We start from the raw sequence: 15,221 nt of genomic DNA on the forward strand, positions 1-15,221 counted from the left end.
ACCGCGCCTGCGGCGGCATAACGCGGAATCTAGGGAAGGCGTCGCCGCTACGCAAGCGGCGACGGACTCACGCGCGTCCGCTGGCTTCCAATGCCTCGCGCACCTTGCGCAACAGTGCCTTGGACTGGATCGGCTTGTCGAGGATGTACAAATGATCCAGCTGCGGTAGCTCATCGAGATTCGGCGGCTTGTCCGGACGTGCGAGCAGCAGCACCGCGCCGGTATAGCCGTGATCGAGCAAGGCCGCGAGCGTGCGCACGCCGGTGAACAGGTTCATGTCGGCGTCCATGACCACCAGGTCGGGGACACCATGCGCCTCGATCCACTGCAGCGCCGCCGTGCCGCTCTGGCTCGCGCCGGCCTGGTAGCCGTAGGCATCGAGCGTATCGGCCAGCAACGACAGCTGCACCGCCTCTTCGACCACCACGAGCACACGCTCGGCCTCGCCCTGCAGGCTCGACTCCATCACCAGCGGCTCGGCATCCACCCCCTCTTCCGGGTTGAGCGGCAGGTAGAGATGGAACTGGGTACCTTCACCGAGCTTGCTGCGCACGCGCATCAGACCACCGTGACTGGCGACGATGCGCTTGCACGAGAGCAGGCCGAGGCCGGTGCCCAGCTCCTTGGTGGTGAAGAAGGGTTCGAACAGGCGCTGCAGCACCTCGGTCGTCATGCCGGCGCCGGTGTCGATCACCGAAAGCCGCAGGTAGCGTCCCGGTGCGGGCTGCTCGCCTTCAACGAAGAAATCCTCGGGCAGGTTGGCCTGCGCCGTTTCGACCTTCAGGTGGCCGCCGTCGGGCATGGCCTGGATCGCATTGAGGCAGAGGTTGAGCAGGCATTGCTGGAGTTCGGTGTGATTGCCTTCGAAAGCGACATCCGCGTCGAAGATGTCGACGTTCATCTCGATCGAACGCGGCACACTGCCCTGCATGAGCAGCTTGAGTGCTTCGAGCAGGGCACCGAGCCGCACCTGCTCGGCACGACGCGCGCCGCGGGCGAACGACAGCATCGAGGAGACCATCTCCAGGCCGCGACGCCCGCAGTCGCGCACCAGCGCGCCAAGGCGCGCCAGCCGCGGATCGTCGGCATAGTCTTCCAGCGTGTCACCGGCAAGCAACAGGGGCTGCAGGAGGTTGCGCAAGTCGTGGCTGAGACCACCCGCGAGCAGCGCCAGGCTTTCGAAGCGCTGCGCGCGAATCAGCTCGAGCTCGGCACGGGCGCGGGCGCGCTGCTCCTCGGCTTCACGCAAGGCACGGCGCACGGCGGAGGCCAGGCGCGCCGTGTTCTGCTTGAGGATGTAGTCGGTGGCGCCGTTGCGCAGCGCGACGATGGCCGCTTCTTCGCCCAGCGTCGCCGATATGAAGATAAACGGTATCTCGGCGCTGCGCTCGCGCAGGATCTGCAGCGCGCGCTCGCCACTGAACGAGGGCATGCTCAGGTCGGACAGCACGATGTTCGGCTCGAAACTGTCGAGTGCCGCGGTGAAGGCCGGCTCGTCATCGACGAGCATCACCTCGTAGGCGAGTCCATCCTGGTCGAGCTCGGTCAACACGAGTTCGGCGTCGAGGGCATTGTCCTCGACCTGAAGGATTCTGACTTTGTTCTCGTACCCGCTCATGCTTATGCCCGTACGCTCTCTGGTTTCGACCGATTACTCGCCATCCGGGCGCTGATTGAGCACGGCCCAGAAATGGCCGAGCGTCTGCACCGCGGTGAAGAACTGTTGCACGTCCACCGGCTTCAGCACATAGGCATTCACACCGAGGTCCCAGCTGCGCGCCAGGTCGCTCTCTTCCCGCGAGGAGGAAAGAATCACCACCGGCAGGCGCTTCCACTTTTCTTCCGTGCGCAGCTGCTTGAGGACTTCCAGCCCGTCCATGCGCGGCATCTTGATGTCGAGCAGGATCACCGACGGATCGCCTTCGGTGCGATTCGCGTACTGGCCTCGACGATGCAGCCAGTCCAGGCAATCCACGCCGTCTTCGACATGAACCACGGGATTGGCGAGCTTGGCCTCACGAAGCGCGTCGATAGCCATCTCGGCATCGGCCATCGAGTCTTCGACGAGGAGGATGGTGCGCAGGTCGCGCTGATTCATGTGTCACCCATTCTGGAGCCCGGAACGTCCGAGGCCGGCAAGGAAAAGTGGAAGGTGGCGCCGCTGTCGAGCTCGCCTTCGGCCCAGGTGCGGCCACCATGGCGCGCGATGATCCGCCGCACGTTAGCGAGGCCGATGCCGTTGCCGGGAAATTCGGACGCACGGTGCAGCCGCTGGAAGACGCCAAACAGCTTGCCCGCGTATTGCATGTCGAAACCGGCGCCATTGTCGCGCACGGCAAACTCGTAGTCGCCCGCCGGGGTGCGGTCGAGTGTCACTTCGATCTGCGCACGCTCACGATTGCCGGTGTATTTCACCGCGTTACCGAGCAGGTTCTGCCAGACCGTACGCAGCATGTTTTCGTCGCCGATGACGATAGGCAAAGGCGAGACCTTCCAGTCGATACGGCGGTCTCGCGCGTCGGTTTCCACCAGGGCGCGTGCCTCTTCGACCAGGGACTGCATGTCCACCGGCTGCAGGCGCAAGGCGCCGCGACCCAGGCGGGAGAACACGAGCAGGTCGTCGATGAGCTGGGCCATGCGGCGCGAGGAACTGCTGATCACGTCGATATAGTGCCGCGAGCGCTCGTCCGCGCCGTCGCCGAGTTGCGCTTCCAGCTTGCCGGCGAAGCCGGAGATATGGCGCAGCGGTGCGCGCAGGTCATGCGAGACCGAGTAACTGAAGGCTTCGAGCTCGCGATTGACGTCCGAGATCTGCTCGACCTTACCCTCGAGCTGGCGATTCAATTCGCTCACCTTCTGCTCCACCAGGGCTCGCGCGGTGATGTCGCTCACCGTGAGCAGCAAGGCGGGGGCCGTGCTTTCGGGCTGCTCGATACGACGGGCATTGATCACCACGAAGCGGTCGATGCCATCGACCGTACGCTGGGTGAGTTCGTAGTCCCAGAGTTCGCGATCGCGCGCGAGCACGTCGGAGAGGCGCTGCAGCAGGGCCGTATCCTTCCACGCCCCCTGGCCGATCGCTTCCAGTGGCGAGTTGTGGTCTTTCTCGACGTCGTAGCCGTAGACCTCGGCGAAGGCCGTATTGACCAGCAGTGCCCGCAAATTGCCATCGAGCATGGCGATCGGCTCCCGCACGGCCTGCAGGATCAGCTGCGAACGCTGCACGGCCTGCGCCACGCGGGATTCCGCCGCAAGGCGAATGGCGATCTGCCGTTCGGAAACGAAGACCACGATACCGAGCAGGGCAATCTGCGCGAGTGCCGCCACCAGCAGGACGATGCGATTGCTGGCGGCGAGATCCTGGGCGACCTGGCGCCGCGCATCGAGCAGCCTGGACTCCTCATCGAGGATCACCTTGACCTGGTCGCGGAAGGGGAACAGCCGGCGCGAATCTTCCATGGTGGCGAAAGCGCCCGCGCGATCGCCGACCTGAAGTTGCTGCATGGCCTTGTCGAACATGCCGATACGCCCGTTGGCGATCGATTCCAGGCCGCCCAGGCGCGTGAGCTGCTGGGCGTTGTCGCGCATCATCTCGCGCAGGTTGGCGACCAGTCCGGGCAACATCTTGTGCGGCGCATCGATACGCACGGTGAGATCCGGCGCGTCCGGGCCACCCGCCACGCGGGTATATACCGCCGCTTCGGCGCTACGAAGGATGGCATCGAAGCGATAGACCGTGGCCTTGATGTCGGCCGTGTGGGTCACCCAGTCGCGCGAGTTGAGCGCGTCTTCGGAACTCGAGCGCGTGACGGCATAAGGCAAGGCGACGATGACCAGTACGGCCGCGAGCAGGCCCGCGAGGCGCCAACGCCATCCGGTACGGAACATCATGCTGTGGTCATCCCCGCAACGCGTCCTGCCCGTGAAGGACCCTCATTGTAGACGCCACGCGCCTCGCTTCGATGCTCGCCTCGATGATTTGGCATGACGGGACCTTGGACACGATGACGGGTGCGCCGTCCTGCTCCGCAGGCCGCCCTGAAGGCGGCGGCTACGGATAGGGAACGGCGCACCCGTCCAGATGGAGTCGTGCTTAATGCCCAAGGGCCCGTGAAGGCCCTGTGACGGGTCCTTACGGTGCCGACGGCGTCATCGAGTAAGGCAGTGACGCCGGGGTCTGGCCCCAGTCCTTCGCCGGCGTGGCCTGCATGGTGAAATGCAGTTCACCGCCGGCAACGATTTCCTCGTGACGCACAAACGTACGGTCCAGCGGCTGCCCGTTGAGGGTGACCTTGCCGACGTACGGATGCTTGGCATCGAGATGATCGGCCGAGACCACGAAGTGCTTGCCACCCGGCAGGTTGAGCGTGGCCTTCTCGATGAAGGGGCGCCCGATCACGTACTGGTTGCTGCCCGGTGCGACCGGATAGAAGCCCAGCGCCGTGAAGATGTACCAGGCCGACATCTGGCCCAGGTCATCGTTGCCGACCAGGCCGGTCGGTGTCGGCGTGTACTGCGTCTGCATGATCTGCACGAGGCGTTCCTGGGTCTTCCAGGGCTGGCCCGCGTAGTCGTACAGGTAGGCCACCTGATGGCTCGGCTCGTTGCCATGCGCGTACCAGCCGATCAGGCCGGTGATGTCCTCGACGTGCGCGAAGGACTTCGGATCGACCTTGGCATCGAACACCGAATCGAGTTTCTTGACGAAGGCGTCCTTGCCACCGAGCGCATCGATCAGGCCGGCCACGTCCTGCGGCACGTACCAGGAATACTGCCAGGCATTGCCTTCGGTGTAGTCGCTGCCGTAGCCCGCCGACGAGGGATCGAACGGCTCACGGTAGTTACCGTCGCTCTTGCGCGCACGCAGGAAGCCGGTCTTCGTGTCGAAGCTGTTCTTCCAGTTGCCCGCCCGCTTGCTAAACGTGGCGGCGACGTCGTCCTTGCCCATGGCCTTGGCCATCTGCGCCAGCGACCAGTCGTCGAACGCGTACTCGACCGTCTTCGAGGCCGCTTCCGGCTGGCGATCGATCGGCACGTAGCCGAGCTTCATGTAGTCGTCGATGCCGCCGTAAGGGCCATAGGTGGCACTGGCCACCATCGCCTCGAGCGCCGCATCGGCGTCGTAACCCCGAATGCCCTTCATATAGGCATCGGCGATCACCGGCACGGCGTGGTAGCCGATCATGCACCACGTCTCCATGCCCTGGTAGGCCCAGATCGGCAGGATGCCAAAGGGGCTGGACTGGCGCGCGGCGATCAGCGAGCTGACGAAGTCGTTGCTCTTGGCCGGCTGCAGCAGGGTCATCAGCGGCTGCTGCGCGCGATAGACGTCCCACAGCGACCAGGTCGAATAGAAATCGAAGCCCTTCGCGGTATGCACCTGGTTGTCCGGACCGCGGTATTCGCCGTTGACGTCCATGGACAGGCTGGGCGAGATCATCGCGTGGTACAGCGAGGTGTAGAAGGTCTTGCGGGTATCGGCCGGTGCCACGAGGTCGACCGTCGACAGCGCCTTCTCCCAGCTCTGCCGGGCTTCCGCGCGGCGGGCGTCGAAGTCGAAGCCCGCACCGTCCTTGTCGAGGTTGGCGATGGCGTTGTCTTCGCTCACCGAGGAGACGGCGACCTTGACGATCAGCGGCTTGCCCAGGTCGCCGAAATCGAACACGCCCTCGAGCGCGCGGCCGGTCATGGCGTCGACGTCCTCGGCACGATTGCCCGGGCCGCTGAAGCCCTTGTACGGCACGCCGGTCTCGCGGTTCTTCAGGCTGCGCGAGGCCAGCGGCTGGTTGAAGCGCATGGCGAAATACAGCTGGCGGCCCGGTGCCCAGCCACGCGTGGTGCGACCACCGGTGACCGTGCCGTCGGCATGGACGCGCAGGCTCGACCACAGCACCTTGCCGTCGTAGTCGTAGATGCTGGGGCGCAGGTCGAGCAGCAGATGCGCCGGCTTGCCCTTGGGGAAGGTGTAGCGATGCCAGCCCACGCGCTGGCCGGCGGTCAGTTCCGCGCGGACGTCGTAGTCGGCCAGCGTGACGGCGTAGTACCCTGCCTCAGCTTTCTCGCTCTTGTGGTCGAACCGCGAGCGATAACCGCTACCGGGCTGGTCGGGGGAGCCGGGGTCCAGCTTCACGTCGCCGGCGATGGGCATGACGAGTACGTCGCCCAGGTCGGAATGGCCGCTGCCGGAGAAGTGCGTATGCGAAAAACCGAGAATGCTCGAGTCGCCGTACTGGTAGCCGGCGGCCCACTTGTATGCGTGCTTCACGTCGGGCATCGCCGTGTCCGGCGAGAGCTGGATCATGCCGAACGGCACCGTGGCACCCGGGAACGTGTGGCCATCCCCTCCCGTACCGATCATCGGATCGACAGCCGCATAGGCGGACGTGCCGCCCTTGTCACTGGAGGCTGCGGCGGCGAGCGCCGGCAGGGCAAGGCAGAGGGCGGCAGCCAGCAGGCCACGGCGCAAACGGATGGTGCTCGACATCGGTGGTTCCCCTCGGGTGGACGCGTTTCGAGTGGTCACGAACATTTGGATCGTGACAAACAGACCAAAAGTAGCAAAGATGCCGCAGCCTCGCATGTTGCAGTGCGTGATGCATCCCTTTCGCCGCCGAGCGATGATCGCCCGGTTTAGATCGTTTGAAGGAGTCATGATGCCGAGGATCACCCCGCAGCGCCGCAAGGTCACACTCGCCGATATCGCCCTGGGTTGCGATGTGTCGCGGGCGACCGTGTCGCTGGTGCTGCGTGGCAGCCCCCTGGTCAATTCGGCCACCCGCGCGCGGGTCGAGGCCGAGCTGAAGCGCCAGGGCTATGTCTACAACCGGGCCGCAGCCAACCTGCGCCGGCGTACCTCCTCGAGCATCGGCCTGGTCGTCAACGACCTGGGCAACCCCTTCTTCGCCGAATTCGCCGCCGGGGCCGACGAAGCCCTGGCCAGCGCGGGTTACGTGACCCTGCTTGGCAATACCGGCGAATCGCCGGAGCGCCAGCAGGCGGTGCTCAATTCCCTGGTCGAGCACGGTCCGGCGGGCATCATCCTGTCCCCGGCCGAGGGCAGCGAAGGCGAACGTGTCCTGGCCGCGGTCGGCATGCATACGCCCCTGCTCGTCTTCAACCGCGAACTGCCCGACGACGACGGCACCCATCGCTGGGACACCCTCGAGATGGACAACGAGCACGGCGCCCGCCTTGCTACGGAACATCTCATCGGCCTGGGCCATCAGCGGATCGCCTTCTTCGGTGGGCATCGCGAGTCGAGCTCGGTGGAGCAGCGTCGTCGCGGCTACGCCAGCGCCATGAGCGCGGCCGGCCTGAAGGTCGATCCCGCGTGGATGATCGAAAGCGCACCCACCCGCCTCGAAGCCGCACGCCAGACCGGCGCGCTCTTCGCGCGCGATCCCGCGCCCACCGCGGCGGTTTGCTACAACGACGCCGTTGCGCTGGGCCTTATGCTTGGCCTGACCAAGCGAGGCCGTCGCCCGGGCGAGGACTTCGCCCTGACCGGCTTCGATGATGTCGCCGAGGCCTCGGTGTGCGTGCCTCCCCTGACCACCGTTGCGGTCGACCCGCGCGGTCTGGGTCGGCGCAGCGCCGAGCTCATCCTAGAAAGACTTCGTAATCCCGAGACGGACACGGCTTCCACTATCGCGCCCGTCCGGCTGGTCGTCCGCGAAAGCAGCTGCCCGCCGTCTTCTCCCTGAACCCACCACTGGAGCGCCCCATGGCTACCGCTTCCACGCCATTGCCCAACTCGTCGAATTCGACGGGCGCCGGCGACACCCGCTACACCTATTTCCCGCTCGCCCTTGGCGTGATGACCACGATCTTCTTCATGTGGGGGTTCCTGACCTGCCTGAACGACATCCTGATCCCGCATCTGAAGGCCGTGTTCGAACTGAACTACGCCCAGGCGCTCCTGATCCAGTTCACGTTCTTCGGCGCGTACTTCATCATGTCGCTGCCAGCAGGCAGGATCGTCGCCGCCCTCGGCTACAAGAAGAGCATCGTCCTCGGCCTGATCGTCGCCGGCATCGGCGCGGCCATGTTCTGGCCCGCCGCAGGCATGCGCCTCTACCCGTTCTTCCTCGGTGCGCTGTTCATCCTCGCCACGGGCATCACGGTGCTGCAGGTGGCTGCCAACGCGTACGTCGCCCTGCTCGGCCCTGAGAAGACCAGCTCCAGCCGCCTCACCCTGGCGCAGGCGCTGAATTCGTTCGGCACCTTCCTGGCCCCGTTCTTCGGCGGCTTCCTGATCCTGTCCAACGCGGTCAAGAGCAGCGCGGACATCGCCAAGCTCTCGGCAGCGGAGCAGGTCACCTACCGCGCCCAGGAAGCATCCACGGTGCAGGGTCCGTACATCGGCCTGGCCATCGTGCTGGTGCTGCTGGCGGTCGGCGTGTACCTGTTCAAGCTGCCGGCGCTCGAAGAGACCACCGAAAAGGCCGACGACAGCCACCACTCGCTGATGGATGCCCTCAAGACCCCGCACGTGTTCTTCGGCGTGCTCGGCATCTTCTTCTACGTCGGCGGCGAAGTGTCGATCGGCAGCTTCATGATCAACTACCTGCAGCTGCCCGAGATCGGCAACATGTCGGGCGAGATCGCCGCCAGCCACGTGGCGTTCTATTGGGGTGGCGCGATGGTCGGCCGCTTCATCGGCTCGGCCCTGCTGGCCCGCTTCTCGCCGCGCAAGCTGCTCGCTGCTTTCGCCGTGATCAACATGCTGCTGGTCATCACCACGATAGTCACCACGGGCACGGTCGCCGTCTACAGCATCGTGGCCATCGGCCTGTTCAACTCGATCATGTTCCCGACGATCTTCTCGCTCGGTATCGAGCGCATGGGTCCGCTGACCGGCAAGGCCTCGAGCCTGCTGATCATGGCCATCGTCGGTGGCGCGCTGATTCCGTGGTTCCAGGGCGTCGTTGCCGATCACATCGGCCTGCAGCACGCCTTCTTCATCCCGCTCATCTGCTACGCCTACATCGTGTTCTACGGCCTCAGTGGTTCCAAGGTCCGTTCGGTGCCTGTCGCGCGTTAAGCCCCATGGCGACGGCCGGCCTCGCGCCGGCCGTCGTGTAGTACTTTCTTGCCCCAAGGACAGGCCGCAGCATGTCTTCCATCCTCTGCTTCGGCGAGGCGCTGATCGATTTCCACGCACAGCCCCAGGGCGGCGCCGGTCAGCCTCCCGCTTTCGTTCCCTTTGCCGGCGGTGCGCCGGCCAATGTCGCGGTCGCCGCGGCACGCCTCGGCGCCCACGCCCGCTTTGCCGGCATGCTCGCACGCGACATGTTTGGTGATTTTCTTTTCAAGAGCCTGACCGAGCTTGGCGTCGGTACGGACGACATCGCGCGTACCGATGAGGCACGCACCGCCCTGGCCTTCGTCGCCCATGACGAAAAGGGCGATCGCAGCTTCAGTTTCTATCGTCCGCCTGCCGCGGACCTGCTGTTCCGTCCCGAGCATTTCCGCAAGGAATCGTTCGAGGATCTGTCGATCTTCCACGTCTGCTCCAACTCGCTCACCGAAGCGGCGATCGCCGCGACGACGGTCGAGGGCATGCGCCGTGCACGTACCGCCGGTGCGCTTGTCAGCTTCGACATGAACCTGCGCCCTGCCCTTTGGCCGGCCAGCGAGGCACCGCTGCCCCGGTTGTGGGAAGCGCTGTCCGAAGCGGACGTGATCAAGCTGAGTGCCGAAGAGTTCGCCTTCATCCACGCCGGAGCCGGCTCGGACGACGCCGTGCTCGAACGCCTCTGGCGCGGCAAGGCCCGCTTGCTGCTGGTCACCGACGGCGCGGAACCGATGCAGTGGTTCTCCCGCTCCGCACGCGCCACCGTGAAGGGCTATGCCGTGGAAGCCGTGGACACGACCGCCGCGGGCGACGCCTTCGTCGGTGGATTGCTGGCCCGCCTCGCCGCGGAAGACGTCACGCCCGCGACCTTCGACGCGCTGGTTGCCGACACGGACCGCCTCGACGATCTGATCCGCTTCGCCGCAGCCTGTGGTGCGATCACCGCCACCCGCAAGGGCTCGTTTACTGCCATTCCCGACCAGGCCGAAGTCAGGGCCTTCATGGAGAAGCACGCATGACGAACTACCCCCTCCCCGATTTTCACAACGTGGATGTACTGCGCGACCACGTCGCCAAGACCATGGCTTTCTACAAGCCGAACGAAGTCGACACGGCGGGCGGTTTCTTCCAGTACTTCAAGGACGATGGCACGGTGTACGACCGCAGCCACCGTCACCTGGTGTCGAGCACGCGCTTCGTCTTCAATCACGCCATGGCTTACCTTGAATTCAAGAAGCCGGAAGACAAAGACCTTGCGATGCATGGTCTGAAATACCTGCGCGACGTGCACCTGAATCCCGAGACAGGCGGTTACGCCTGGACGATCGCCGACGGCAAGCGCGACGACCAGATGAACCACTGCTACGGTCTCGCGTTCATGCTGCTGGCCTATTCGTGCGGCGTGAAAGTCGGCTTCAACGAAGCGAAAGCGTGGCAGGGCGAGATCTGGGACCTGCTCGAGAAGCGTTACTGGGAGCCGGACTACGGCCTGTACCGCGACGAGGCCGACAAGGACTGGAACTTCACCGGTTACCGCGGCCAGAATGCGAACATGCACATGACCGAGGCGATGATCGCCGCGTGGGAAGCCACGAAGGACGACCGCTACCTCGATCGCGCCCTGCTGCTGGCCGAGAACATGACCCAGCGCCAGGCCGGCCTGACGCCGCAGAAGCTGGTGTGGGAGCACTACCACAGCGACTGGACGATCGACTGGGAATACAACCTCGACAATCCCAAGCACCTGTTCCGCCCGTGGGGCTTCCAGCCCGGTCACCAGACCGAATGGGCGAAGCTGCTGATGATGCTCGAGCGCTACACCAAGGGCACGCCGAAGCATAAGAGCTGGCTGGTACCGACCGCGAAGCACCTGTTCGACGAGGCGCTCGACAAGGCCTGGGACACCGAATACGGCGGCATCGCCTATGGATTCTCGCCCGAAGGCGACGTCTGCGACGACGACAAGTATTTCTGGGTGCAGGCCGAGTCGCTCGGTGCGGCCCAGCTGCTTTTCGAGACGACGGGCGAAGCGAAATACGACCAGGCCTACGAGAAGATCTGGGCCTACAGTTGGGAGCATTTCGTCGACCACACGTACGGTGCGTGGTATCGCATCCTCAATCGCAAGAACGAGAAGTACGACGACGAGAAGAGCCCCGCCGGCAAGACCGACTATCACACGATGGGCGCGTGCTACGAAATCATGGCCTCGCTCCGCCGCATGCAGTCGAAATAATCGTGATGCCATGCATCGGTGCGAGCGGCTACTGCCCTCGCACCGATGTCACGGCAACGCCTGCTTCAACGACGCGATGCCTTCCCACGGATCCGTCTCGCTCGACCTGGCCCGCTTCAGGGCCTTTGCCATGTCGAAGGCACCCCCGCCCTTCAGCCGGGCGATCTCGTCCCAGCGCAAGGGCATCGCCACCGGGGCCCCCGGACGCGCACGCAACGACCATCCCGTGACACTCGTGGCGCCGCGCGTATTGCGCAGCCAGTCGATGAAGATCAGTCCCTCGCGCTTGGCCTTGCTCGCTTCGGCGATGTAGCCCTGCGGACTGTCGGCGACCATCGCGTCCGCGATGCCTTCGCAGAAGGCTTTGACTTTGCCCCATGCCGGACCACGCCGAAAGGGCACGACCACGTGCAGGCCTTTGCCACCCGACGTGCGGACGAAGCTTTCCAGGCCCTGGCCCTGGAGTCGCTCGCGGATCTCGCGTGCGCAGGCCACGATGGCTTTCCAGTCGACGCCCTCGGACGGATCGATGTCGAAAATGAGTCGATCGGGTTGATCGGGCTTGTCCACGCGGGCACCCCAGGGATGGAACTCGAGCGTGTTCATCTGGACGAGCTCAAGCACGCCTTCGACGTCGTCGACATACAGGTACTCCGCGTCGCCGCCGTCCTTCTCTTTCAGTGCTACCGCCTTGACGTGCCTGCCGAGCGCACTGGCATGGTGCTTCTGGAAGAAACAGGCTCCGCTGGTGCCCCGAGGGCAGCGGACGACCGATAGCGGTCGGCCGCGAAGCTCGGGCAGCATGTGCGGTGCCACTGCCTCGTAGTAGGTGGCGACATCGCCCTTGGTCGGGCCGCCATCGCCGAACACCTCCCGATCCGGGTGGGTGATGGCGACGCCGTCGACGATCAGCGGCTCCATGGCGTCAGCCCGCCTTTCGACGCGTGGCGGGCGCTTTCCGCGCGGCTGTCTTGGCGGGGGCGCCCTTCTTCTTTGTTGCGCTCTTGGCCGTCGCGACCTTGGCAGTCGCCGCCTTCGCCGGCGCTTTCCTGCCGGCCGCTTTTTTTGCCGGCCCCGACTTGGCTGCCTTCTTCGTTGCCTCGATCGTCTTCTTCGCCGGCGTACGGTTCTTCGCGCCCAGGCTCTTCTTCAGCAAGGCCATGAAGTCCACGACATTGGTCGTTGCGTTTTCGGGCGTGCGGTCGTCCTCTTCGATGGTTGCCGTGACGCCCTTACTCTTGAGCCGCTTCTCGATGACGGCACGCAACTTGTCGCGGAAGTCGTCGCGATAATCGCCGGGTTTCCAGTCGCTCGACATCGAGGCGATGAGGTCCTTGGCCATGTCGATCTCGCGGGGCGAGATGCGGTAGTCGGCCGTGGATTTACCTGGCAGCTCGAAGTCGTCAGCGTCGACGATTTCCGACTCGTACCGCAGGATGTTGAGGACCAGCGCATCACCTTGCGGAAGCACGGCGGCGAGATACTCCTTGGTGCGGATGACCACCCGCGCGATGCCGATCTTGTTGGTCTTTTTCAGGGTTTCGCGCAGCAGCACATAGCCCTTCTCGGCCTTCTTGGCCGGCAGCAGGATGTACGGCTTCTCGAAATAGGCGGGGGCTATCTGGCCGGCATCGACGAAGGTGTCGATCTCGACGGTTTCATGCGCCTCGCTGGCCGCGTTCTTGATGTCTTCCTCCTCGAGGACGACATAACTACCCTTCTGGTACTCGAAGGCCTTGACGATGTCCTTCCAGGGCACCTCTTCGCCGGTATCGGCGTTGACCCGCTCGTAGCGCACGGGCGTATTGCTACGCTGGTCGAGCATGCGGAAGTGGATGTCGCTACGGCGCTCTCCGGACATCAGCCGGATCGGTACGTTGAGCAGGCCGAACGACAGGGTACCGGTCCAGATGGGGCGGGCCATGGGGCGATCCTCGAACCTCGGGGAGGTCGAGGATCGCCCGGACAGCGTGCAGGGGACGCCAAGACGCTCTGATCCCTACTTCCCGCCTTCCACCACCGGCAGCTCGATCGCACTGGCCGTGCCCGGCGCGTGCCATACCTGCTGCGTCGCCTTCTGGTAGTCGGACGGCTTGGCAAAGAAGATGTTCGGCACGTAGGTCTGCGGATTGCGGTCGTAGAGCGGGAACCACGACGACTGCACCTGCACCATCACCCGGTGACCCGGCAGGAAGGTGTGGTCCACGGTCGGCAGGCCGAACGTGTACTCCAGCGGAGTGTTCGGTGTGATCGCCTTCGGATCCGAGAAGCTTTCGCGGTATCGACCACGGAAGATGTCCATCGAGATGGCGAGTTCGTAGCCACCCATGGCCGGCGAGGTCGTGTCCGTCGATGGCGCGACATCGATCAGCTTGACCACCCAGTCGCTGTCCGTGCCGCTGGTCGAGGCGTAGAGCTTCACCTGCGGCGCGCCAGCCACGCGCAGCGGGGCGGTGAGTGGCTGAGTCACGTAGGTGAGGACGTCCGGACGGCCGTCCACGAAGCGCTGGTCCTGGACCAGCCAGGTGGTCCAGGAGGTGCGGTCGGTGAACCGCACGGGACGCGGTACATAGGGCACCGGCTTCGCGGGATCGGAGACGTACTCGTCGAACTTCGCCGCGGATGCGTCCGGCGCGGTGAACGACAGTCCGCCGTTGGCCGTGAGGTAGAGCGGCTTCGTACCCTTGGCCTGTGGCCAGGAGGTGAATCGGTCCCAGTGATTCTCGCCGGTGTTGTAGATGAGGACCGGCGGGGTCTTCGCCTTCGGGGCACCATCCACGAGGTACTGGTTGAAGAACGGCAGCAGTACGTCGCGGCGGAACTGCAGGGCGGTGTCGCCATCCCAGGTCAGGGCGCCGAGCGAGGAGGCACTGTAGTTGACCTGGCTGTGCCGCCACGGGCCCATCACCAGGTAGTTCTTGTCGTTGCCCTTGTCCTTGGGCTCCACGGCTTCGTAGCTATGGATCGCGCCCCACATGTCTTCCTGGTCCCACAGGCCCTGCAGCCACATGGTGGGCACCTTGAGGGGCTGTTTCGCCATCTCCTTGTCGAGTGCCTGGCCCTGCCAGTAGGCGTCATACGAGGGATGCTCGCTGAGCTTGCGCCAGTAGGGGAGCTGGTCCAGCCCGGCTGCCTTTGCGTAGTCGCCTGCGGAGCCAGCGGTGAGGAAATTCGTGTAGTCGTCGTAGCCGGCGCGGGTGATTTCTTCACCCTTGCCACGCTTTGCGTTCTGCCCGGCGATGTAGTCGAAGTTGGTCTGGCGGAACGCGCCGTAATGGAACCAGTCGTCACCCATCCAGCCGTCGACCATCGGGCTTTCCGGCGCGGCGACCTTCAATGCCGGGTGCGGGTTGATCAGGGCCATGACCACGGTGAAGCCCTCGTACGACGAGCCGATCATGCCGACCTTGCCGTTGGACTCGGGCAGGTTCTTGGTCAGCCAGTCGATCGTGTCGTAGGCGTCGGTGGAATGGTCCACCTCGGACGAGTTGAGCGGTCCGCGCAGCGGGCGGGTCATCACGTAGTCGCCTTCCGAACCGTACTTGCCGCGGATGTCCTGGAACACGCGGATATAGCCGGCATCGACGAATACCTCGTCGCCCTGGGGAAGCAGGTTGCGCATGGTCGTCGCCCCGGCGCGCTCGGCACGGCCGTCGGCGTTGTAGGGGGTGCGGGTCAGCAGGATCGGCGCATGCTTCGCGTTCTTCGGAATCACGATGACGGTGTGCAGCTTGACCCCGTCGCGCATCGGAATCTCGACGACACGCTTGACGTAGTCGTTGGCAGCGGTGGGAGCATCGAACCGGGCCGGAATGTCCGGCGTCATCGGCGCGGTCTGCGCCGCGGCAAGTCCGGAGGCGACGGCCAGTGACAGGGCGAGCATGGGAAGCAACGAGCGAGGCGACATGG

At 64.9% G+C, this 15,221-nt stretch carries 11 protein-coding genes; 4 read left to right on the plus strand and 7 right to left on the minus strand.

Annotated elements, in window-relative coordinates; genetic code table 11:
• Positions 1-67 precede the first annotated feature (67 nt).
• From BJI69_RS03470 to BJI69_RS03485, 4 genes are all read right to left on the minus strand, one after another.
• Entirely contained in the window at positions 68-1,618 is a 1,551-nt protein-coding gene (locus BJI69_RS03470; RefSeq protein ID WP_046968826.1) for a response regulator, read from the minus strand.
• Positions 1,619-1,651: 33 nt separating this feature from the next.
• On the minus strand, positions 1,652-2,098 hold the full coding sequence (locus BJI69_RS03475) for a response regulator (protein ID WP_046968827.1): 447 nt from the start codon (positions 2,096-2,098) through the stop codon (positions 1,652-1,654).
• Positions 2,095-3,891 carry a sensor histidine kinase gene (locus BJI69_RS03480; RefSeq protein ID WP_046968828.1) on the minus strand — a complete coding sequence of 599 codons (1,797 nt, stop codon included), beginning with the start codon at positions 3,889-3,891 and terminating at the stop codon, positions 2,095-2,097. Before BJI69_RS03480 ends, BJI69_RS03475 begins: the two co-directional genes overlap by 4 nt.
• A 241-nt stretch (positions 3,892-4,132) precedes the next feature.
• Positions 4,133-6,484: a GH92 family glycosyl hydrolase gene (locus BJI69_RS03485; protein ID WP_046968829.1), complete on the minus strand. Its 2,352-nt coding sequence runs from the start codon at positions 6,482-6,484 to the stop codon at positions 4,133-4,135.
• Positions 6,485-6,653: 169 nt separating this feature from the next.
• On the opposite strand from BJI69_RS03485, the gene BJI69_RS03490 reads away from it, so the two are divergent.
• The 4 genes from BJI69_RS03490 (at position 6,654) to BJI69_RS03505 (ending at position 11,312) form a co-directional block, all read left to right on the plus strand.
• Positions 6,654-7,703: a LacI family DNA-binding transcriptional regulator gene (locus BJI69_RS03490; RefSeq protein ID WP_046968863.1), complete on the plus strand. Its 1,050-nt coding sequence runs from the start codon at positions 6,654-6,656 to the stop codon at positions 7,701-7,703.
• Positions 7,704-7,816: 113 nt separating this feature from the next.
• Positions 7,817-9,043, plus strand: a complete 1,227-nt coding sequence (fucP, locus tag BJI69_RS03495; RefSeq protein ID WP_244465320.1) for an L-fucose:H+ symporter permease — start codon at positions 7,817-7,819, stop codon at positions 9,041-9,043.
• A 71-nt stretch (positions 9,044-9,114) separates the two neighbouring features.
• The gene (locus BJI69_RS03500; protein ID WP_046968831.1) at positions 9,115-10,095 is read left to right on the plus strand and encodes a carbohydrate kinase family protein; all 981 of its coding nucleotides are present in this window, start codon (positions 9,115-9,117) and stop codon (positions 10,093-10,095) included.
• Positions 10,092-11,312, plus strand: a complete 1,221-nt coding sequence (locus tag BJI69_RS03505; RefSeq protein WP_046968832.1) for an AGE family epimerase/isomerase — start codon at positions 10,092-10,094, stop codon at positions 11,310-11,312. Before BJI69_RS03500 ends, BJI69_RS03505 begins: the two co-directional genes overlap by 4 nt.
• Positions 11,313-11,360: 48 nt before the next feature.
• Here BJI69_RS03505 and ligD read toward each other — a convergent pair whose 3' ends face one another.
• From ligD to BJI69_RS03520, 3 genes are all read right to left on the minus strand, one after another.
• Positions 11,361-12,233 (minus strand): non-homologous end-joining DNA ligase, encoded by an 873-nt coding sequence (gene ligD / locus BJI69_RS03510; protein ID WP_046968833.1) that lies wholly within the window; start codon positions 12,231-12,233, stop codon positions 11,361-11,363.
• A 4-nt stretch (positions 12,234-12,237) separates the two neighbouring features.
• Entirely contained in the window at positions 12,238-13,236 is a 999-nt protein-coding gene (ku, locus tag BJI69_RS03515) for a non-homologous end joining protein Ku (protein ID WP_046968834.1), read from the minus strand.
• Between the two features lie 75 nt (positions 13,237-13,311).
• Entirely contained in the window at positions 13,312-15,219 is a 1,908-nt protein-coding gene (locus tag BJI69_RS03520) for a CocE/NonD family hydrolase (protein ID WP_046968835.1), read from the minus strand.
• Positions 15,220-15,221 lie beyond the last annotated feature (2 nt).

Source organism: Luteibacter rhizovicinus DSM 16549 (genome assembly GCF_001887595.1).
Lineage (GTDB): Bacteria > Pseudomonadota > Gammaproteobacteria > Xanthomonadales > Rhodanobacteraceae > Luteibacter > Luteibacter rhizovicinus.

What these genes read in the sequence shown, in the direction of transcription:
- BJI69_RS03470 (WP_046968826.1), bottom strand. Translation starts at nt 1,618, where the DNA reads ATGAGCGGGTACGAGAACAAAGTCAGAATCCTTCAGGTCGAGGACAAT.
- BJI69_RS03475 (WP_046968827.1), bottom strand. Translation starts at nt 2,098, where the DNA reads ATGAATCAGCGCGACCTGCGCACCATCCTCCTCGTCGAAGACTCGATG.
- BJI69_RS03480 (WP_046968828.1), bottom strand. Translation starts at nt 3,891, where the DNA reads ATGATGTTCCGTACCGGATGGCGTTGGCGCCTCGCGGGCCTGCTCGCG.
- BJI69_RS03485 (WP_046968829.1), bottom strand. Translation starts at nt 6,484, where the DNA reads ATGTCGAGCACCATCCGTTTGCGCCGTGGCCTGCTGGCTGCCGCCCTC.
- BJI69_RS03490 (WP_046968863.1), top strand. Translation starts at nt 6,654, where the DNA reads ATGCCGAGGATCACCCCGCAGCGCCGCAAGGTCACACTCGCCGATATC.
- fucP (WP_244465320.1), top strand. Translation starts at nt 7,817, where the DNA reads ATGACCACGATCTTCTTCATGTGGGGGTTCCTGACCTGCCTGAACGAC.
- BJI69_RS03500 (WP_046968831.1), top strand. Translation starts at nt 9,115, where the DNA reads ATGTCTTCCATCCTCTGCTTCGGCGAGGCGCTGATCGATTTCCACGCA.
- BJI69_RS03505 (WP_046968832.1), top strand. Translation starts at nt 10,092, where the DNA reads ATGACGAACTACCCCCTCCCCGATTTTCACAACGTGGATGTACTGCGC.
- ligD (WP_046968833.1), bottom strand. Translation starts at nt 12,233, where the DNA reads ATGGAGCCGCTGATCGTCGACGGCGTCGCCATCACCCACCCGGATCGG.
- ku (WP_046968834.1), bottom strand. Translation starts at nt 13,236, where the DNA reads ATGGCCCGCCCCATCTGGACCGGTACCCTGTCGTTCGGCCTGCTCAAC.
- BJI69_RS03520 (WP_046968835.1), bottom strand. Translation starts at nt 15,219, where the DNA reads ATGTCGCCTCGCTCGTTGCTTCCCATGCTCGCCCTGTCACTGGCCGTC.